Origin of the sequence: Arthrobacter sp. JZ12, from assembly GCF_035189165.1 — a bacterium.
Lineage (GTDB): Bacteria > Actinomycetota > Actinomycetes > Actinomycetales > Micrococcaceae > Arthrobacter_D.
Genome location: NZ_CP045246.1, coordinates 2,511,123 through 2,530,088 on the forward strand (window position 1 = coordinate 2,511,123; position 18,966 = coordinate 2,530,088).

At 65.5% G+C, this 18,966-nt stretch carries 18 protein-coding genes; 8 read left to right on the plus strand and 10 right to left on the minus strand.

Features of this window, described 5'->3' with window-relative positions; translation table 11 throughout:
- Positions 1-58 precede the first annotated feature (58 nt).
- The 8 genes from mshD (at position 59) to GC088_RS11630 (ending at position 8,277) form a co-directional block, all read left to right on the plus strand.
- Positions 59-1,060 carry a mycothiol synthase gene (mshD, locus tag GC088_RS11595; protein WP_323959153.1) on the plus strand — a complete coding sequence of 334 codons (1,002 nt, stop codon included), beginning with the start codon at positions 59-61 and terminating at the stop codon, positions 1,058-1,060.
- Between the two features lie 90 nt (positions 1,061-1,150).
- Positions 1,151-3,376 (plus strand): RNA degradosome polyphosphate kinase, encoded by a 2,226-nt coding sequence (locus tag GC088_RS11600; RefSeq protein WP_323962046.1) that lies wholly within the window; start codon positions 1,151-1,153, stop codon positions 3,374-3,376.
- A complete protein-coding gene (locus tag GC088_RS11605; RefSeq protein WP_323959154.1) occupies positions 3,376-4,341 on the plus strand; it encodes an NUDIX hydrolase in 966 nt (321 codons plus the stop codon). The genes GC088_RS11600 and GC088_RS11605 overlap by 1 nt, the downstream gene beginning before the upstream one ends.
- Positions 4,331-5,176 carry a thymidylate synthase gene (locus GC088_RS11610; protein WP_323959155.1) on the plus strand — a complete coding sequence of 282 codons (846 nt, stop codon included), beginning with the start codon at positions 4,331-4,333 and terminating at the stop codon, positions 5,174-5,176. The genes GC088_RS11605 and GC088_RS11610 overlap by 11 nt, the downstream gene beginning before the upstream one ends.
- The gene (locus tag GC088_RS11615) at positions 5,173-5,748 is read left to right on the plus strand and encodes a dihydrofolate reductase (RefSeq protein WP_323959156.1); all 576 of its coding nucleotides are present in this window, start codon (positions 5,173-5,175) and stop codon (positions 5,746-5,748) included. The genes GC088_RS11610 and GC088_RS11615 overlap by 4 nt, the downstream gene beginning before the upstream one ends.
- Before the next feature lie 332 nt (positions 5,749-6,080).
- Positions 6,081-6,485: a hypothetical protein gene (locus tag GC088_RS11620; RefSeq protein WP_323959157.1), complete on the plus strand. Its 405-nt coding sequence runs from the start codon at positions 6,081-6,083 to the stop codon at positions 6,483-6,485.
- 133 nt (positions 6,486-6,618) lie between these two features.
- Positions 6,619-7,710, plus strand: coding sequence for an aspartate-semialdehyde dehydrogenase (asd, locus tag GC088_RS11625; protein ID WP_416377538.1), 1,092 nt, complete (start codon positions 6,619-6,621; stop codon positions 7,708-7,710).
- A gap of 138 nt (positions 7,711-7,848) precedes the next feature.
- Entirely contained in the window at positions 7,849-8,277 is a 429-nt protein-coding gene (locus GC088_RS11630; RefSeq protein ID WP_323959159.1) for a hypothetical protein, read from the plus strand.
- A gap of 54 nt (positions 8,278-8,331) precedes the next feature.
- Here GC088_RS11630 and GC088_RS11635 read toward each other — a convergent pair whose 3' ends face one another.
- The 10 genes from GC088_RS11635 to GC088_RS11680 form a co-directional block, all read right to left on the minus strand.
- Positions 8,332-9,405, minus strand: a complete 1,074-nt coding sequence (locus GC088_RS11635; protein ID WP_323959160.1) for a UDP-N-acetylmuramate dehydrogenase — start codon at positions 9,403-9,405, stop codon at positions 8,332-8,334.
- Positions 9,402-9,842 (minus strand): MaoC family dehydratase, encoded by a 441-nt coding sequence (locus tag GC088_RS11640; protein ID WP_323959161.1) that lies wholly within the window; start codon positions 9,840-9,842, stop codon positions 9,402-9,404. Before GC088_RS11640 ends, GC088_RS11635 begins: the two co-directional genes overlap by 4 nt.
- A gap of 2 nt (positions 9,843-9,844) precedes the next feature.
- Entirely contained in the window at positions 9,845-10,294 is a 450-nt protein-coding gene (locus tag GC088_RS11645; protein ID WP_323959162.1) for an FAS1-like dehydratase domain-containing protein, read from the minus strand.
- A gap of 119 nt (positions 10,295-10,413) precedes the next feature.
- Positions 10,414-10,647, minus strand: a complete 234-nt coding sequence (locus tag GC088_RS11650) for a hypothetical protein (protein WP_323959163.1) — start codon at positions 10,645-10,647, stop codon at positions 10,414-10,416.
- Positions 10,648-10,725: 78 nt separating this feature from the next.
- A complete protein-coding gene (locus GC088_RS11655) occupies positions 10,726-13,296 on the minus strand; it encodes an AMP-binding protein (RefSeq protein WP_323959164.1) in 2,571 nt (856 codons plus the stop codon).
- 20 nt (positions 13,297-13,316) lie between these two features.
- Positions 13,317-14,450, minus strand: a complete 1,134-nt coding sequence (locus GC088_RS11660) for an ABC transporter ATP-binding protein (protein WP_323959165.1) — start codon at positions 14,448-14,450, stop codon at positions 13,317-13,319.
- The gene (locus GC088_RS11665; protein ID WP_323959166.1) at positions 14,447-16,135 is read right to left on the minus strand and encodes an ABC transporter permease; all 1,689 of its coding nucleotides are present in this window, start codon (positions 16,133-16,135) and stop codon (positions 14,447-14,449) included. Before GC088_RS11665 ends, GC088_RS11660 begins: the two co-directional genes overlap by 4 nt.
- Positions 16,132-17,160: an extracellular solute-binding protein gene (locus GC088_RS11670; protein WP_323959167.1), complete on the minus strand. Its 1,029-nt coding sequence runs from the start codon at positions 17,158-17,160 to the stop codon at positions 16,132-16,134. The genes GC088_RS11665 and GC088_RS11670 overlap by 4 nt, the downstream gene beginning before the upstream one ends.
- 121 nt (positions 17,161-17,281) lie before the next feature.
- Positions 17,282-18,229 (minus strand): DUF2797 domain-containing protein, encoded by a 948-nt coding sequence (locus GC088_RS11675; RefSeq protein ID WP_323959168.1) that lies wholly within the window; start codon positions 18,227-18,229, stop codon positions 17,282-17,284.
- Positions 18,230-18,349: 120 nt separating this feature from the next.
- A complete protein-coding gene (locus tag GC088_RS11680) occupies positions 18,350-18,916 on the minus strand; it encodes a type 1 glutamine amidotransferase domain-containing protein (RefSeq protein ID WP_323959169.1) in 567 nt (188 codons plus the stop codon).
- Positions 18,917-18,966: the final 50 nt, after the last annotated feature.

Sequence of the window (18,966 nt, forward strand, 5' to 3'; positions counted from 1 at the left end):
CGGTCGACGCCGCCAAAACCCTCCCGGAACCGCAACCCCCGCGGCTACGCTTGAGCGCATGACCGCAGCGAACATTCCCACCTGGCCTATCCTCACCGTCGACGGAGCCCCGCGGCAGGGCATGCTGGAGGACATCATCGGCCTTGCCCAGGCTGCCGAGGACGCGGACGGCAATCCCCCGCTTTCGGAACAGACGCTGGTCAACCTGCGCGCGGCCCACCTCCATCCGAATTCGCTTCTCGTCCTGGCTACCTACGCCAGCGACGCGAGACTCGACAGCGATACTGACGCGGACGAGGAACTGGCGGGAGTCGCCGTCGTGAGCTTCCCCCGGGTCGAAGGGCATCCCGGGGTGCTGGAGCTGGTAGTGCGGCCCACCTACCGAAACCAGGGTGTGGGCAGCAGCCTGGTCCGGGCGCTGCAGGGCCATCAGCTGCCGGAGCTGAGGGCGTGGTCGCACGGCAACCATGCGGCCGCCGTCGAACTCGCCGCGAACGCCGGCTTCATTCCGGTCCGCGAGCTGTGGCGGATGCGGCAGACCCGGGCAGCGCTTGAGGCCTCGGTACCCGACATCGTGCTGCCCGCAGGCATGAAGCTGCGTTCATTCGAACCGGGGCACGACGAACAGGCGTGGCTGGATGCCAACGCGGCAGCCTTTGCACACCATCCCGAACAGGGCGAGACCACCCTTGAGGACCTCCAGGCCCGGATGGCGGAAGACTGGTTCGACCCTAAGGGCCTTATTCTCGCGGTCCGCGAATCGGACGACACGCTCCTGGGGTTCCACTGGACCAAAGTGCACCCCCGCAGCGGCAAGCACCCGGCGATCGGCGAGGTCTACGTGGTGGGCGTGACTCCCGCCGCGCAACGGACCGGACTGGGCAAGGCCTTGACCATCGCCGGCATCGAACACCTGCATTCACTGGGCTTGCAGGCCATCATGCTGTACGTGGACGCGGACAACACCGCGGCGGTGTCCCTGTACCGGTCCCTCGGCTTCACCCGCTGGGATGTCGACGTGATGTACGCCCCTGCCGGCCAGGCCGAAAGCCCGGAGTAACAGAGCCGACAACTTGTAAGGTTGAGAGGGGCTTTCCCCGTCCGTTCACCGGCAGGATGCATGCCCCGCCAGACCCACGAAGGAGACACCATGGAAGCCGAGACCGCCGCCCGCGTACCCGTCCGGTACGGATCGTCGGAGGTGGCTCCTGCCCGTGCAACCCAGGACCGCATTGACATCCCCGATTTCGCGCCGAGCCTCCTGCCCGCCGGTGAGATCACACCCGACCGTTTCCTCGACCGGGAGATCAGCTGGCTGCACTTCAACGCCCGCGTTCTCGAACTGGCCGAAGATCCGGACCTGCAGCTCCTGGAACGGGTCAACTTCCTCTCCATCTTCGCCTCCAACCTGGACGAGTTCTTCATGGTGAGGGTCGCCGGCCTCAAGCGGCGCATCGCCACCGGCCTGGCGGTTCCGTCAGCAGCCGGACTCAGCCCCATCGAGCAGCTCGAAACGATCATGGCAGAGGGGCTGGAACTGCAGCGGCGCCATGCGGCAGTTTTCGCGGACCAGATCCGGCCAGCCCTTGCCGCGGAGAATATTCACCTCACCACCTGGGATGAGCTGGACAGCGCAGCGCAGGGCGAGCTCAACAAGCTGTTCGCGCAGAAGGTCTTCCCGATCCTGACGCCGCTCGCAGTCGATCCGGCCCACCCGTTCCCCTACATCTCGGGCCTCTCGCTGAATCTCGCCGTCGTCGTCCGGAATCCAGTGAGCGACAAGGAACTGTTCGCTCGCGTGAAGGTGCCCGACCAGCTTCCCCGCCTCATTCCCGTGGACGGACCCCGTGCAGGCAATGTCGCCGGTCGGATCGCGCGCTTCATTCCGCTGGAGGACGTCATCGCGGTCCATCTGGACCAGTTGTTCCCCGGCATGGAAGTCCTTGAACACCACACCTTCCGTGTGACACGCAACGAGGACCTCGAGGTTGAAGAGGACGACGCCGAGAACCTGCTGCAGGCGCTGGAAAAGGAACTGCTCCGCCGCCGTTTCGGCCCGCCGGTTCGCCTCGAGGTGACCACGGACATCAACCCCAGCATCCGGGCGCTGCTCTCGCGCGAGCTGGGCGTCGAGGAAGCAGAGGTGTACGACCTTCCGGCACCCCTGGACCTGCGCGGCCTGAGCGTGATCTCACGAATCGACCGCGGGGACCTGCACTATCCCAAGCACGTCGCCCACACCAGCCGCGACCTCAACGAGAGTGAAACCTCCAAGGCCGCCAACGTCTTCGCGGCCATGCGCCGTCGGGACATCCTGCTGCACCACCCGTACGACTCCTTCTCGACGTCGGTCCAGGCATTCCTTGAGCAGGCAGCCCAGGACCCGAAGGTACAGGCGATCAAGCAGACCCTGTACCGGACTTCGGGTGACTCGCCCATCGTTGACGCCCTGATCGACGCAGCCGAGGCCGGCAAGCAGGTCCTCGCCCTGGTGGAAATCAAGGCACGGTTCGACGAGCAGGCCAACATCTCCTGGGCCCGCAAGCTTGAGCAGGCCGGTGTGCACGTTGTCTACGGCATCGTGGGGCTCAAGACGCACTGCAAACTCTCCCTCGTGGTACGACAGGAAATCGACGGGCTGCGCCGCTACTGCCACATCGGCACCGGAAACTACCACCCGCGCACGGCACGCTACTACGAAGACCTCGGACTCCTCACCGCCAATGACCAGGTTGGCGAGGATCTGTCCCGGCTCTTCAACCAGCTCTCCGGTTACGCCCCGAAGTCAACCTTCAAGCGCCTCCTCGTAGCACCACGCTCCGTCCGATCCGGCCTGATCGAACGGATCGACCAGGAAATCGCCAACGCGCAGGCCGGCCTGGACGCACGCGTGATCATCAAGGTCAACTCGATCGTGGACGAAGCGCTCATCGACGCCCTGTACCGGGCCTCGCAGGCAGGCGTGCGGGTGGACGTCATTGTCCGCGGCATCTGCTCAGTGCGTCCCGGAGTGCCCGGGCTCAGCGAGAACATCACCGTTCGTTCCATCCTGGGCCGCTTCCTCGAACACTCACGCGTCTTCGCGTTCGCGAACGGTGGCGATCCTGCCGTCTTCATCGGCTCGGCCGACATGATGCACCGCAACCTGGACCGCAGGGTCGAGGCTCTGGTCCAGCTGTCCTCGGCAGAGCACATCAACTACCTGATCTCACTCATGGACCGCTACCTGGACAGCGGAACCGCCAGCTGGCACCTGGACCTTGAGGGTCAGTGGACACGGCACCACAAGGACGACGACGGCGAGCCCCTGAGCGACGTCCAGTCCTGGCTTCTGGCCTCCCGTTCGCGTGGCCGCCTGCGGCCCGCCCGCCGGTGATGGCCCGGACAGACACCGCGGTGGCAAACACATCCACCGAGCAGCGCTCCGCCCTCGTCGCAGCCGGAGCGCTGTGTTGGAGAAAACGGCAGGGGCAGCTGGAGGTCCTGCTGATCCACCGGCCACGCTACGACGACTGGTCGTGGCCAAAGGGCAAGATTGATCCGGGCGAAACCACTCCGGAATGCGCGGTTCGCGAGGTCCGCGAAGAGGTAGGAATCACCATCAGGCTGGGGATCCCGCTGCCCACGATCGAATACCCGGTCTCGGCGGGACTCAAAGTTGTGCACTATTGGGCAGCGCGGGCCGAGGGACTGACTCCCAAGCCTGACGGGAAGGAGGTGGACGCCTTCCTCTGGTGCTCCCCCGAGCGGGCTGCGGAGCTCCTGAGCAACCCCTCTGATAGGGAGCCCCTCGACGCGCTGGTGACGGCGGCGAACGAAGATGACCTGAGCACCTGGCCGCTGATCATCGTGCGTCACGCCAAAGCGAAGCCCCGCTCGTCTTGGACGCGTGCGGAGGGCGAGCGCCCGTTGGCGGCCACCGGCCGGCGCCAGGCCCTGGCGGTCAGCAAGCTGCTGCAGGCATGGTCGCCTGACCGCATTGTGAGCAGCCCCTGGATCCGCTGCGTGCAGACCATAATGCCGTACGTGAAGGAGTCCGGCGCAAGGCTCAAACTGGTGGACGCGATTACCGAGCGGGACGCCGCACGCAAACCTGACAGGGCCAGGGGCGCCGTCGGGAAGCTGTTCGACCGCAGGGTGCCGGTCGCACTGTGCACCCACCGCCCGGTGCTTCCACTGGTCCTCGATGTCCTCCGGGCCCATATGCCCATGCGCCTGGCCAACGCCCTTCCGACAACGGACCCCTACCTGGCGCCGGGTGAGGCCATCATCTGCCAGGTGAGCAGCAAGAATCACGGCAGGGTGGTGTCCGTCGAGCAGTTCCGGGCGTATGACGACTGATTTCGGCTCGACTAGGCTGGACTGCGTGACTACCCCGGTTCCCACACCCTACGAAGACCTGCTCCGCGACGTCCTGGCGAACGGCACGCCGAAATCTGACCGCACCGGAACCGGCACCCGGAGTGTCTTTGGAAGACAGCTCCGCTTCGACCTCAGCCGGTCCTTCCCGCTGATCACCACCAAACGGGTGCACTTCAAATCCGTCGCCCTGGAGCTTCTGTGGTTCCTGCGCGGTGATTCGAATGTGCGGTGGCTCCAGGAGCGCGGCGTGCGGATCTGGAATGAGTGGGCCGACGAGTCCGGCGAGCTTGGACCTGTCTACGGCGTGCAGTGGCGATCATGGCCCACGCCCGACGGCGGCCACATTGACCAGATTGAACGGCTGATCGATGGCCTGAAGGCCAATCCCGATTCACGCCGTCACATCGTCTCGGCCTGGAATGTCGCCGAGATCGAGAACATGGCCCTGCCGCCCTGCCACGCCTTCTTCCAGTTCTACGTGGCCGACGGCAGACTGTCCTGCCAGCTGTACCAGCGGTCCGCTGACATGTTCCTCGGGGTCCCGTTCAACATAGCGTCCTACGCCCTGCTCACCCTCATGATCGCCCAGCAGGTTGGGCTGGAGCCCGGCGAGTTCATCTGGACCGGCGGCGATGTCCACATCTACGACGACCATCTGGAGCAGGTGGCCGAGCAGCTTTCCCGCGACCCCTATCCCTATCCCACGCTGCGGATCAATCGGAAGCCGGAGACCATCTTCGACTACCAACTGGAGGACTTCGTGGTGGAGAACTATCAGCACCACCCCACGATCAAGGCTCCGATCGCGGTATGAGCACATCACCGGATTACCAACTCCACCCGTCCGACTACGTCGGCAAACCCTTGATCGGAATGATCTGGGCGCAGACCGTCGACGGCGTGATCGGACGAGACGGCCAGATGCCCTGGCACCTGCCGGAGGATTTGGCGCACTTCCGCCGCACCACGCAGGGGCACCCGGTCATCATGGGCCGGCGGACCTGGGAGTCGTTCCCTGAAAAGTACAGGCCGCTGCCTGGGCGCACCAACATCGTGGTGACCAGGCAGCATCCAGCGCCTTCCGCTTTCGAGGGTGCCGTCGTCGTGCATTCCCTTGACGAGGCACTGGCCGAAGCACGCCGCAGCGAGGGTGCCGATGAGATCTGGATCATCGGGGGCGGGCAAATCTACGCCGAGGCCGCACCGCAGGCGAATGCCGCCGTCGTGACGGTGATCGACGTGTCCGTCGAGGGCGACACTTTCGCTCCTGGTCTGGGCAACTCGTGGAAACTGTCCGGGGTCGCGCCGGCTGAGGGGTGGTCCACATCGGAGAGCGGCACCCGCTACCGGATCGGCCTGTGGACGCGGATCGGTGATGAGGTATGAACCGGCGCGTTGACCCGAACGACCCCCTGGGGCTTCGGGCAGGACTGAAAGAACCTTTCCGCACGCCTCCCGGATTCACCGCGAAGATCGGTATCTACCGATCGGTGCCGATCAGAAGCCAAGGGGGACTGATTTTTCTCACAGCATGCATTGGGCTTGTTGCGATCGGTTCCCTGGTAGCTGCCATCACGATGCTCGCCATGGGCGAGCGCATTGGCGCGGCTGCGATGGCTGGTTGCGCGGCCATCTTCGGAGCCGGATGCGGGATAAGCCTCTACGTGGTGCTGCGCAGACGCGCCTGGTTAGAAGCCCCCCGGAGGTAGGTTCAGAAGATGCATGACCGAAACGAACGCCTGAAGCGAGACACCGCAGCCACGGCTGCGCATAACGAACTCGTGAAATCAACCGGCGAGAAGCGGACGCTTGCCCGCGCTGTTACGGGCGAACTCGTCAGTTACAGCAAGGACGAATACGGGGTGGGCAAATCGGGCCACGGTCCCACGGTTCAAACTGTGTGGGGGTACCTGGTCATGGTGGTTGGACTGGGTGGGCTTGCGGTGTTCGGCGTCCTGCTTCTGTTTCAGGCGATTCGTGATGAACCGTCAGCCGTCCTCGGCGCCGTCTTTCTGATTGCCCTCGCGCTTGCCCTTCTTTTGTACTCGCTAAGGAACCTCGTCATCGAGTGGCGGGCCCGTAGCCTGCGCATTCAGCGCGGGCTACCGCGTCCGATTGAATAGCGTCACCGTAGGTGTGTCGTTGAGAATGTAACGGACGCGGGCAGTTGACCCGCTCCACTAAACTTGGATCATGACTTCCCCAGCAAACCAGTCCCCTTCCGTGCCTTCCGTCGGTCTTGTCGGCTGGCGTGGAATGGTCGGTTCTGTCCTGATGCAGCGCATGCAGGACGAGGGCGACTTCCGGCACATCAACCCCGTTTTCTTCTCGACCTCGAATGCAGGCGGCGCCGCGCCGTCGTTCGCCGAGGGTGCCGGCCCGCTACAGGACGCTTACGACGTCGAGACGCTGGCCAAGCTTCCCATCATCGTGACGGCGCAGGGCGGCGGCTACACCTCCGAGGTCTACCCGAAGCTGCGCGACGCCGGCTGGGACGGGCTGTGGATCGATGCCGCTTCCACCCTGCGCATGGAGGACACCTCCATCATCGTGCTGGATCCGGTCAACCGTGAAGTCATTGACGCCGGCCTGAGCAACGGCATCCGCGATTTCATCGGCGGCAACTGCACCGTTTCCTGCATGTTGATGGGCCTCGGCGGCCTGTTCCGGAACGGGTTGGTCGAGTGGGGCACGTCCATGACCTACCAGGCGGCATCGGGCGGCGGAGCCCGACACATGAGGGAACTGCTGAACCAGTTCGGGTCCATCCACAGCATCATCGCCGAGAACCTCGCGGACCCGGCCTCCGCCATCCTTGATATCGACCGTGCGGTCCTGGCCCAGCAAAAGAATCCGGAGATGGATGTCTCCCAGTTCGGTGTGCCGCTGGCCGGTTCAGTGATCCCGTGGATCGACGCCGATCTGGGCAACGGACAGTCCAAGGAGGAATGGAAGGCCGGCGTCGAGACCAACAAGATTCTCGGCAATGACCTCGCTGACGGCGCCCGCATCCCCTTCGATGGACTATGCGTTCGGATCGGTGCCATGCGCTCGCACTCCCAGGCGCTGACGCTCAAGCTGACTCAGGACCTGTCTGTCAGCGAGATCGAGACCCTGATCGACCAGGACAACGAATGGGCCACCGTGGTGCCGAACACCAAGGAAGCCACCATCGCTGGCCTTACGCCGGTTGCCGCGAGCGGCACCCTCCAGATTCCGGTGGGCCGCATCCGCAAGCTGGACATGGGACCGAAGTACATCAGCGCGTTCACCGTGGGCGACCAACTGCTCTGGGGCGCCGCCGAGCCGCTGCGCCGCATGCTCCTGATCGCCACCGGCAACCTCTAGAACGACGCCGGCGCTGAAGGCACTGCATGCAACGCATGCAGTGCCTTCGCTATTTAAGAGAAGCGGCAGCTTTCCGGCGAAGAGTGTTCGAATACTTGTACTAGAAAAATGTCAGTGGGATGGAGCAGACTATGCTGCATGACCCAGATCCCGGTAGAGACAATCCTGACGAGGTACTTTTCGGTGAGCGCGTCCGGCAAGCACCCTGCCACCGTGCAACGCTACGAGCGGGTTCTTGCCCATCTGAAGCTCTTCCTTGAGGAAGAGGGAGATTCGAGTATCAACCCCGAGAGCGCCACGCTTCTTGCCCTCGAGCGTCAGTTCCAGCCGGACGACGCTTTCGCCCGGCTACTGGGAGCCGAAGACCTGGTCTTTGCCTTGCCACGGTTCCTGAGCAGCGCCTGGCTACTCTCTGACTTCCATGACCGGCTTGCGCAGATCAGTCTTGTTTCCCGCCTTGTGCAATGGCTGTGCAGCCGCGAACTCGTTGACAGCAGATGGCACCGCCACGCCGTCATGCAGACACGCGCGGCGGCGGAGAAGGCACGACGCCGGGCGGTCACCTGAGTGCGCTTGCCGGCTCCCCGCCGGCCACTGCTTGATGACGACCGTGTTCGGGGCCTAGCCCAGCGAGCACCCGATGAGAAGCGGCTCGGGGTGCAGGCGGATACCGAATCGCCGCTCCACGCCGTCAGCCACGAGGCCTGCTATGGCCAGCAGGTCCTCGGCTGAGGCGTTGCCCCGGTTGGTGACGGCGAGGGTGTGCTTGGTGGACAGCGCGGCCCTGCCCCCTGCCGTGTCAAAGCCGGCGTCTCCGGCGAGGCCGAAGCCCTTCCCAAAGCCTGCGTGATCAATTAGCCAGGCGGCGCTGAGCTTCACGCTTCCGTCCGGCATCGGATACCGCGGAGCACCGTCGGGAAGCGAGTCGGCGGTTGCCGCATCCACGATGGGGTTCGTGAAGAAGGAGCCCGTGCTGTAGGTATCCCGGTCTGCCGGATCCAGAACCATCCCCTTGCCGGCGCGGAGCTTGAGCACAGCCCGCCGAACGTCGGTAGCGTACGCCCGCTGACCCACCTCTATGCCAAGCTCGCGCGCCAGTTCGGCGTACCGCACCGGAGCGCTCATCCGCCCCAGCGCCAACTGGAACTGCACGGTAAGAACCACGTAGCGGGGAGATCCCCCGTCGGTGGTGCGCTTCAGGAGGGAATCGCGGTACCCGAACTTCAGATCGAAGTTGGCCAGGGACCTGATGGACCTGGTCTGCCGGTCGTAGGTGCGGACCAGCGCAATCGTCTGGGACACCTCCGCACCATAGGCACCCACGTTTTGGACCGGAACCGCGCCCGTGGATCCGGGGATCCCGGAAAGCGCCTCCAACCCGGAGTAGGCGTGGCGCACCGTGTACTCAACGAGCTCGTCCCAGGGCTGGCCCGCCTGCACGGTGACCATGACGCCCCCGCAGGTGGCGTCGTCGTCGTTCACGGTGAAACCGGTGGAAGCAATGTGCACCACGGTTCCGTCGAAACCGCTGTCTGCCACCAGCAGGTTCGAGCCGCCGCCCACGAGCAGCAGCGGCTCCCCCGCCTCATCGGCGGAGCGCACTGCCTCGATAATCTCGGCCTCGGTCCGGGCTTCGACGAACTTGCGCGCCGGGCCCCCCACTGCCGAGGTTGTGAACTGCGCGAGAGCCGTCACCAGATCCGCACCACGGCCTGCGCCTTGACCAGCACCTTCTGCCCGCCCGCGGTGACCGTGAGGTCGATCCGCGCGGTGGAATTGTCCTGGTCCACCGCTCCGACAACACCCACAACCTCGACCGTTGCTCCGGCGCTGCCGGGCTCTGCCGTGGTGTCCTCGACAACCACGGGCCGCGTGAACCGCGTCTGGTAATCGACGACGGCGCTGGGGTCGCCGATCCAGTCGGTCACCACCTGAACCGCTGACCCCATGGTGAACATGCCGTGCGCGATGACGCCGGGCAGGTCCACGCTGCGGGCGAATGCTTCGTTCCAGTGGATCGGGTTGAAGTCGCCGGATGCGCCCGCGTATTTCACGAGGTCCAGTCGGGTAACGTCCACGAAAGACCGGCCGATCTCCTGGCCTACCTCAAGTTCTGCGAGGGTGATTGCCACGGCTACTGCTCCTCTCCGCGAACCAGGATGGACGACGTTGTGGTGGCGGTCTTTTCGCCCTCCACAGTGGAAATTTCGGCGCGGGTGGTGATCATTGCGCCGCCGCCCATTGCACGCACCTGGTCCACGTGGAGTTCGGCGACCAGTTCGTCTCCGGCGACGATCGGGCGGTGGTGCGTGAAGCGCTGGTCTGCGTGCACCACGCGGGTAAAGTCGATCCCGGCTTCGGGGTCGTTGATGAGCTGTGCATCGGCCCGCTGGGCAATGATGATCGCGAAGGTGGGCGGAGCGAGCAGGTCACGGTGCCCCAGTTCGTGGGCTGCCTCGACGTCGTAATGGGCGGGATGGGTGGCCTTCACCGCGCGGGCGAACTCCCGAATCTTCTCGCGGCCGACTGTGTAGACCTCCGCTGCGGGGTAGCTGCGCCCCTGCAGGTCAGGATTGATCGTCATGGAGTTCCTCTTGCTTTCCGGCTGTCCGGGCTTCCCGGCTGTTGACACACTTGTTCCAGCCTAGCCGTAACCGCCCTCACCGGCCGCTACCCGCGGTTCGGAAGGGGCCGGTCAGGACTTCAGGCTCGCGGCGGGCGTGCACGACGACGCGCGTCACGTCCCCGGACTACCAGCCCGGCAAGGTGAGTGCCGAGGCCGGCAACAATCATCGGCATTGCGGCGTAGACCAGGGGATCCGTCTGCAGCATCGCTCCCGCGATGGCCAGCAGGATGCCGACGCCGGTCAGAACCAGCGCGGTGATCACCAGTTTCCGGTAGAGCGGCGATCCGGTCTCCCAGGGGGTGTTGAGCATGCTTCCATCCTATTGGGCACGGAAATTAGGTAGGGAATTCAGCCTCGGAATTCAGGCAGGGAATCAGCCAGGGAATCCTTACGCCGCGCGATTCGTTAGGCGGGTCCTTCCGGCCCAGGACCGGCTCCATCCGGGGAGGCGGGTGACGAAGTACCAGTAGAGGGCACCGGCGGCCAGCGATGCGAGAACACCCACCGCCGGGTGGGTGAATTCGAGGTGCGGGAAGACGAGCCAATGAACCAGGTAGATGTGCAGGGATGCGCCGGCCAGCAGCACGGCGAGGCGCGTCAGGCCGCGCGGGACCGGAAGGGTCCGCAGCCAAACCAGCAACAGGATTCCGATCAACAGAGTCATCTCCCGGAGCTGGTCGCCCCAGAAGAACCCCGGCACTGCCAAAATCACGATGACGGAGATGAGGCAACGGTGCAGGACCGTCCGTGCCCGGGCGACAGACCAACCCAGCGCGAAGAGCCAGAGTGCCGGAGCCGTGTTCGGCAGGTCCAAATCCACCACGTTGAACCGGGTCAGCAGCCCTGCCGCGGCGAGGCTGAGCGGAAAGGCGAAGGGAAACCGCCGTTCAAGCTTCGCGACGGGCGGAACAGCGAGCAGTGCGATGACGCACACCAGTAGGTAGGTCAGGACCTCAACGAACCAGAAGTGCCATTCGGGTGTCACTTCCTGTGGCCCCAGGAGTGCGTTCAGCAGGAAGATGTTGGCGACGCTGTAGTGGTCCGTGATGACGTAGCCCAGGGCTATGACCGCCATGCTTGGCACCACAATCCGGGCAAGGCTGGTCAGCTGACGGCCCAGCCGTTCCATCCCCTCGCCCTGCAGCTGGAAGCGCGCGAAGTTATAACCCGCAGCCGCCATCAGCACATGCGCGGTGCCTTCCCAGCGGAAGAGCCCGATGTGTGTACTGATGATCAGGATGATCGCGATGGCCCGCAGGACGATACTCGTCTCGACGGGTGCAAACAGTTGTTTCAGCAGCGACGGGCATCGCCCTGCGGGCTCAGTCTGTTGCCGCTCAAGCTCCGCGACGGTCCGCAGGTGCCAGTCGGCGGGGAGGGTTCCGAGTGCCTTCTCCAACCGCACCGAGGCTGCCACGTAGGACAGGGAGTCCCCGCCGAGTGAGACGAAGGTGCTGTTATCGGACACCCCGGAGACCTCCAGCTGTTCCGCGAGGATGGCGCGCACGTCCTGCGGCCCCTCGGTTCGCGCGGACGCCTTCTCCTGCAGGTCCGGAGCAGGCTCGGCGAGCGCTAGTACTGCCCGGTAGTCGGGCTTACCGCTGCTGAGGCGGGGAAGCTCGTCCACCGCGTACATCCGTACCGCTCCGCGTGGGATTCCTAGTTCCTGCGCAAGCATCTTGCGGAGCAGGTCGGGCTCATGGTCCCCCTGTACCGCCACCACCAGGAGATCGTCCGTTCCGGCGCTCGTTGCGGGCACCCCGAACTCGCCAAGGATCTGCTCGACCCGGCCAAGGTCAATGCGCAGGCCCGCGATCTTGATGAACCGGCTTCGCCGCCCCACCACCTGGTACAAGCCGTCCGGGTGCCGCCGTGCAAGGTCGCCCGTACGGAGCTCGGTGATGGTCCGTCCTGCAGCCAGGTCCGCCGGATGCTCCGCGTAGCCCAGCATCACGTTCGGACCTGTGTAAACCAGCTCCCCGTCGTCGAGCCCCGGTACCGGATCGATGCGGAAGCTTCCGCCCGGCACGGGGACGCCGATCCCGGAGGGGTTCCGCACGGCGAGGTGAGGCGGAAGGTAGGCCATCCGGGCGGTCGCTTCCGTCTGCCCGTACATGACGAACAGGTCCCAGCCCCGTTCCTGGCCGAGGGCAGCGTAGTGCTCGACGAGTTCGGGGGCGAGGCGTCCGCCCGCCTGCGTAACATAACGCAGATGCGGCAGATCCATGTCCGCGAAACCCACGCGTTCCAACAGCTCGAAGGTGTAGGGCACCGCAGCGAAGGCAGTAGCCCGCGTGCTTCGGAACAGGTCCCAGAAGCAGGGGTCGACGACGGACAACCCGGTGAGCACCACCGAGGCACCGGTGAGCAAGTGGGTGTTGATGACCGACAGCCCATAGCAGTAGGACATCGGCAGCGTGGTGACGGCGCGGTCATCCGGCGTCAGGCGCAGGTACTCGGCGATCGATTCGGCGTTCGCCTGCAGGTTGGTGTGGGACAGGCGCACAAGCTTGGGTGAGCCCGTTGACCCGGAGGTGCTCAGCAGGAGTGCGAGGTCGGGGTGGAGCTGGTGCGCTGTGATCGGTCGGATCTCCGAGATCCGCGGCTCCCCCGTTCCATTGCCCGCCTGCAGGATCACATCCGGATCGAAGGCGTCGACGATCGACTGCACCGCGGCCGGCTTGTCCCCGGGCACGAGGATCAGGGGGTGACCGGCGGAGAGGGCGGCCAGGTACGCCACCAGGGAGTCGACGTCGTTGGTTGCGCTCAGCAGCGCCAGGCGACGTTCCGGACCAAGCCTGCCTGCAACAGCGGCCACACGGTCTGCCAGCTGTCGGTAGCTCAGGCTGCCGCTGTCGGTGAGTACGGCGGGGCGGTCATCGAAGCGGGCAAGCTCCGCAGCGAAGGGCACGGATTGCGCCGCAGCCTCCAGGGGCCTGCCGGGAAGTGCAATAGACACGGGGTTACCTCGATGTAGGGCTATCGGGACGGTAGCGGGGTGTGCTCAGCAGTGCGAACGCCTTGCTCAGGAGGAGCCGTGACGGCATGGTCGCCGACCAGCAGTGTCGGCGATGTTCCGGCCGCGACCGTCACGTTCACTGGCGTACCCGGCGCGTAGCGCACCTGGTGCGGTTGCCACGAGCGCAGCGTGCGGCCCGAACCGAGGCGCACATGGTGAAGGACGAAGGCACCGCGGTATTCGATCGAGACCACCCTTGCTGAGGACCGCGAATCCGGGCTCAGGGCAACCTCGTGCGGGCGCAGCACAACGTCTACGTCAACGTCGCAGTTTGCCCAGCCCGGCACGGTTGAGACGACGCCGATCTCACAGGTGAGCAGGGCGTTGTGCACGTTCGCCGGCAGGAAGTCGGCATCTCCCATGAAGGAGGCGACGAAGCGGGTTGCGGGCTGCTCGAAGACGTTCTCGGGAACGTCCGTCTGCTCGATGACGCCGTCGCGCATCACCACCACCCGGTTGCCCACCGAGAGGGCCTCCGTCTGGTCGTGTGTGACCAGCACACCCGTGGTTCCCGTCTCGCGCAGCACCGACACAATGTCGGACCGCACCCTCCCCCGGAGGGTTTCATCCAGGCTGGAGAATGGTTCATCGAGCAGTACGACGGCGGGACGCGGCGCCAGCGCGCGTGCCAGGGCAACGCGCTGCTGCTCCCCGCCGGACAACTCATGGGGATAACGACCGGCCAGGTGGCCCAGCCGGACAAGGTCCAGCACCTCCGCCACGCGGCTGCGCCGTTCCGAAGCCTGCAACCTGTTCAGGCCGAAGGCGACATTCCTGGCCACCGTCAGGTTGGGGAACAGTGCGTGGTCCTGGAACACGAGGCCGACCCTTCGGTGCTCGGGTTCCTGGAAGCACCGTCTGTCGGCGACTATTTCCCCGGCGATGGTGATGGTACCGGCATCCGGACGCTCCAGCCCCGCGATGAGCCTGAGCAGGGTTGACTTACCGCACCCTGACGGGCCGATCAGCGTGACCAGTTCTCCGGGTGCAACGGTGAGGTCCAGGGATGTTGCCGCCTGCACCTTCCCGTACCGCCGGCTCACGCCTGCGAGCTGCAACGCAGGAACGGCTGTCTCGCTACCCTGCCCGGTCATGGGACTACCGTCGTGTGCTGTGGGGCTGCCGCCCGGCGGAACAGGAAGTAGACAGGGATAACCGCGACCGCAACAATGCCGAGCGCCGGCAGGGCAGCCTTCTCCCAGAAGTTTTCACGGGCGAGCTCGTAGACCCAGACCGAGATGGTGGTAAAGCCGAACGGCCTCAGAAGCAGCACGATGGGAAGTTCCTTCACAGCGTCGATCGCCACCAGGAGCACCGCAACTGCGGCGCCGCGGCGGGCGAGCGGCAAATGGACCCGGGCCAGCAGCCGGTGCGGCGAGGCACCGAGGCTGAGCGCGGACGAGGTAAGTGCGGGCGAGATTTTCGCGAAGCTCGCATCGACCGACTGATACGCGGGAGCAAGGAAGCGCACCACGTAGGCGCACAGGATTCCCGCTACCGATCCGGTGACCAGCAGGCCGGTACCGCCCGGAACGCCGGCCCACTCCAGCAGTTCGTCAAGGCGCGCGAAGGCAATCAGCACCCCGATGCCGATGACGGCGCCCGGAACCGCGTATCCAAAGGTGGTTGCCTGCGCTGCCGATGCCAGGAGCCGCCCGCCACCAAGCCGCAGGCTGTGGCCGATGGTCAGTGCGAGGGCGCAGCAGACTGCCGCGGCCAGCGCCGCGATCGCGATGCTGTTGGCGAGATAGTCGACGAATCGAGGATCGATCATCGGTCCGGCCCCGCGAAGGAATTCCTCGGTGGCCCACAGGACGAGTTGCCCTACCGGGAGCAGGAAACCGGCGCTAACCACCGCCACGCCCGCGGCTGCCGCCGTCCAGCCGGCCCAACCGCGGAGCGGACGGACCCGGAGTCCTTCCCCCCGGCCGGTCTTCTGGTGGAAGCGCGACCGACCGCGGAACAGCCGTTCGGCGGCGAGAACCGCGACGGCGAAGAGCAGCACGAGGACGGACAGCTGGGTTGCGGCATGGAAGTCGAAGCTTCCCTTCCAGACGAGGTAAACGCCCACGGAGACGGTCTGCACGTTGAAGTACTGGACGGTGGCGAAATCGGTGAGCGTCTCCATCATCACCAGCGCAAGCGCTGCCGCCAGCGAAGGGCGGGCCAGCGGGGCCACCACGCGCCACAGTGTCCGGGCACGGCCGGCGCCGAGGCTGCGCGCGGCGTCGTACGTTGTTGCGCTCTGCTCGACGAGGGCCGCCCGCGCCAGGAGGAAGACGTAGGGGTACAGCGTCAGCGACAGCACCAGGATGGCGCCCGGAAGCGAGCGCACCTCAGGCAACCACGCGTCGGAGCCGAACACGCTGCGTACGAGTGCCTGGACCGGACCGCCGACGTCGAAGGTGGACAGGAAGACGAAGCCGAGGATATAGGCGGGCATGGCCAGCGGCAGCACCAGCGCCCACACCAGGACGTTCCGCAGCGGGAAGGTGTAGGCGGTGACCAGCCAGGCAAGACCACCTCCCAGCAGGAGTGTGCCTGCGCCGACTCCTGCCATCAGCCCGAGGGTCGAGAAGACCATCGAACCGAGATCGCGCGGGAGGGTTTCCGCATTCAGGCTTCCCAGGCCGTCGATGACCACGGCGACAACCGGGGTGACAACGAAAAGCGCCGCGAGCAGCACTGCTGCCGACCACAGCGGACGGCCCGTCCCGGTCAGAAGGCGCCGGCGCTGTCCTGGAACTCCTCCATCTACCAGGACGGCCGGTTCGCTCACTTGTAGCCGGCCTCGGCGAGCAGGTCGGTTGCTTCCGCGTTCAGGTCGCCGTACGCCTCGGCGTTCAGCGGCATGCGGGTGAAGTCCCCGAATCCGGCGATGACCGGCTCCGGCTCGGCGGCGGGATTGACCGGGAACTCATGATTCGCGTCCACGAAGGAGTTCTGCCCCTTGGTGGCAAGCCACTCGATGAGCTGCTGCGCCTGCTCGGCGTTGTCGGAATTCGCCACGAGGCCGGCGCCGGAGATGTTCACGTGGGTTCCCGCGCCCTCCTGGCTGGCCCAGTAAAGGTCCACTGCCAGGTCCGGGTTCTCCTCCAGGGTGCGGGCCAGGTAGTAGTGGTTGTTGATGCCCACGTCGCAGGATCCGGCGTCGATTGCCTCAAGGAGCAGCACATCGTTGCTCATGATCTGGACATCGTTGGCCACCCAGCCCTTGACGATCTCGAGGGCCCTGTCCCGGCCTTGAAGGTCGATCAGGCTGGCCACCAGGGACTGCGTGTACGACGACGTCGCGTCGCGCATGCAGAGCCGGCCCTTCCACTTGGGGTCTGCCAGTCCCGCGTAGGTGTCCTGCGCGTCGAACTCGGCGGGGTCCACGTTGTCCGGGTTGTAGGTGACGGTCCGGGCGCGCATAGCCAGACCGAACCATTGCCCTTCGGGGTCGCGCAGGTCCTCGGGCACGGCCTCATCGAGCTCGGCGGAGCTGACCGGAGCCAGGACATCCTGGCGGGCGGCGTTCCAGAGGTTGCCGGCGTCGACGGTCATGAAGACGTCCGCGGGCGTGTCACTGCCTTCGGCCTTGAGCCGTTCCAGGAGTTCAGCATCATCACCCGTGATGAACTCGACGGAGATCCCAGTCTCGTCAGTGAACTCACCGAAGGCACCCTCAAGGTCGTAATGCCGCGCGGAGTAGATCTGCAGGTCGGCAGGAGCTGCGCCGATGCCCAGGACACCACAACCGGAAAGTGCCAGCGTGGGCACCGCGAGCGCGGCGCAGGCGGCAAGAAGTTTGGGTCGATGCATGAGGGGAGCTCCTGAGGGGATGGCGGATAACCGCACAGACGTTATGCGAAGGTAAGCCTAACCGAACAACAATTAGGACAAGAAATTGTGACCTAAAGTGGCAACACTATACGCAGCAGGTTCAGAACAGCTCCTGCTGCACGGCAATCGCCGGCGAGCGCCACTCCCCCAGCTCCAACCGGCGCCCACGCAACTGAGCCAAATCCAGCAGAAATTCGCCCTCCGGCAGCACCAGAAGGGCTACCTGCCCGAGCACAGCCCTAACCGCGCCACCGTGTTCGCCCGCCCCCAGGCTCAGCGGGTAAACCGGGGCATGTGCGGCAAGCACCTGCTGCCATCCGGGCGGCGGATCCCACACCTGGTATGAAGTTCTGTAGCCGTCGATGTCGATCTCACGTTTCAGCAGCCTCGATGCGGCGGCAGCGGCATCGTCGTTCGCTTCCTTCAGCCGTTGCTGCGGCAGCGGTCGGGCCAGCGCGGCCGTCTTCGCGGCCGAGCGGATGGCTTGGGGCAGGCCGGCCGAGCGCGTAACCGTGTCTTCCAGCACCCGCACCACCCGTCCGTTGTCGGCTTGGGCGACGTAACGGGCGACGACGGCGCCCTGCTCGGCCAGGCGCGTCCATTTGCTGCGCTGCGAAGCGGTTCCCACCTTGGTGGAGCCGTCGGCGAAGGTTGCAATATACAGCCAGTGCTCCTGCGCGAGGTACTGCGCAAGCCCTCCAGGGGCGACGCCGGAGCGGTGCACATCATGCATGTAACGGAAGTCGTCCCTGGCGAAGCACGGCCCGCATTGGTAGCCGCGCTCCGCCGTCGTGCGCGTGGGGCAGGGAAAGGAGCGTCGCTCACCCCCGTTGAGTGCCTTCGAGTAGCCGAGGCAGTAGCGGCTACCGGGTCCGTCGTCGAGCCGGAAGCCCAGGTTGAACCCGCCACCGCAAACCTGCTCGCTGGAAGCCTGATTGCTGGCCGGCAGGTCCAGGGAGGTGCGCTCCCCCTGCGGAGAGGCGAGGGCAAGGGACGGACCTTCCCGGGTCCAGGACACGCCGTGGCAGAGGAAGTGTCCGGTGGGCATGCGGCCACGCTACCGGAACGGCCGCTACGTGTTGCTCAACTTGCGCCTTAAACACCGAATGGCCGGATGAACGGGGAATCCTCCACCGTTCTCCGGCCACTCAGCAAATGGGTTTGGGACTTAGGCCGTCTGGCCCTCGTGCGGTCCCTCGGCGATCTCCTCGAGCACCTTGTCGTTGAAGGCGGGAAGATCGTCCGGGTTGCGGCTGGTGACAAACCCTGCATCGACCACAACCTCGTCGTCCGTCCAGTTGGCTCCCGCATTCCGCAGGTCCGTCTCGAGCGTGTGGTACGAGGTCATCGAGCGCCCGCTGACAACTCCGGCCTCAATCAGCAGCCACGGGGCGTGGCAGATCGCGGCCACCGGCTTGTGCTGTTCGAAGAAGCTGCGGGCAAATGCCTGCGCTTCCTTCTCGACGCGAAGATGGTCCGCGTTCACCACGCCACCGGGCAGGACCAGGGCGTCAAAATCATCGGCATTCGCCTGGTCCAGGGTCAGGTCCACCGGGAAGGTGTCGCCCTTCTCAACGCCATTGAATCCCTGTACCGAGTCCCCGCTCGGGGCCACCAGGGTAGGAACGCCGCCGGCGCCCTTCACAGCTTCCCAGGGGCTCGTAAGCTCAACCTGTTCGACGCCGTCCATGAGCAGGAAGGCGACCTTCTTACCGGAAATATCGTGCGCAGTCATGCTTACCTCCAATTCCGTAGGGCTTACATTCCCAGCCTAGGAAATCCGAA

Bases quoted from the DNA above. Each gene is read 5' to 3' on its own strand.
- GC088_RS11615 (WP_323959156.1), top strand. From the start codon at position 5,173: ATGAGCACATCACCGGATTACCAACTCCACCCGTCCGACTACGTCGGC.
- GC088_RS11605 (WP_323959154.1), top strand. From the start codon at position 3,376: ATGGCCCGGACAGACACCGCGGTGGCAAACACATCCACCGAGCAGCGC.
- GC088_RS11610 (WP_323959155.1), top strand. From the start codon at position 4,331: ATGACGACTGATTTCGGCTCGACTAGGCTGGACTGCGTGACTACCCCG.
- asd (WP_416377538.1), top strand. From the start codon at position 6,619: ATGGTCGGTTCTGTCCTGATGCAGCGCATGCAGGACGAGGGCGACTTC.
- GC088_RS11600 (WP_323962046.1), top strand. From the start codon at position 1,151: ATGGAAGCCGAGACCGCCGCCCGCGTACCCGTCCGGTACGGATCGTCG.
- GC088_RS11620 (WP_323959157.1), top strand. From the start codon at position 6,081: ATGCATGACCGAAACGAACGCCTGAAGCGAGACACCGCAGCCACGGCT.
- GC088_RS11680 (WP_323959169.1), bottom strand. From the start codon at position 18,916: ATGACTGCGCACGATATTTCCGGTAAGAAGGTCGCCTTCCTGCTCATG.
- GC088_RS11645 (WP_323959162.1), bottom strand. From the start codon at position 10,294: ATGACGATCAATCCTGACCTGCAGGGGCGCAGCTACCCCGCAGCGGAG.
- GC088_RS11650 (WP_323959163.1), bottom strand. From the start codon at position 10,647: ATGCTCAACACCCCCTGGGAGACCGGATCGCCGCTCTACCGGAAACTG.
- GC088_RS11675 (WP_323959168.1), bottom strand. From the start codon at position 18,229: ATGCCCACCGGACACTTCCTCTGCCACGGCGTGTCCTGGACCCGGGAA.
- GC088_RS11670 (WP_323959167.1), bottom strand. From the start codon at position 17,160: ATGCATCGACCCAAACTTCTTGCCGCCTGCGCCGCGCTCGCGGTGCCC.
- GC088_RS11660 (WP_323959165.1), bottom strand. From the start codon at position 14,450: ATGACCGGGCAGGGTAGCGAGACAGCCGTTCCTGCGTTGCAGCTCGCA.
- GC088_RS11630 (WP_323959159.1), top strand. From the start codon at position 7,849: ATGACCCAGATCCCGGTAGAGACAATCCTGACGAGGTACTTTTCGGTG.
- mshD (WP_323959153.1), top strand. From the start codon at position 59: ATGACCGCAGCGAACATTCCCACCTGGCCTATCCTCACCGTCGACGGA.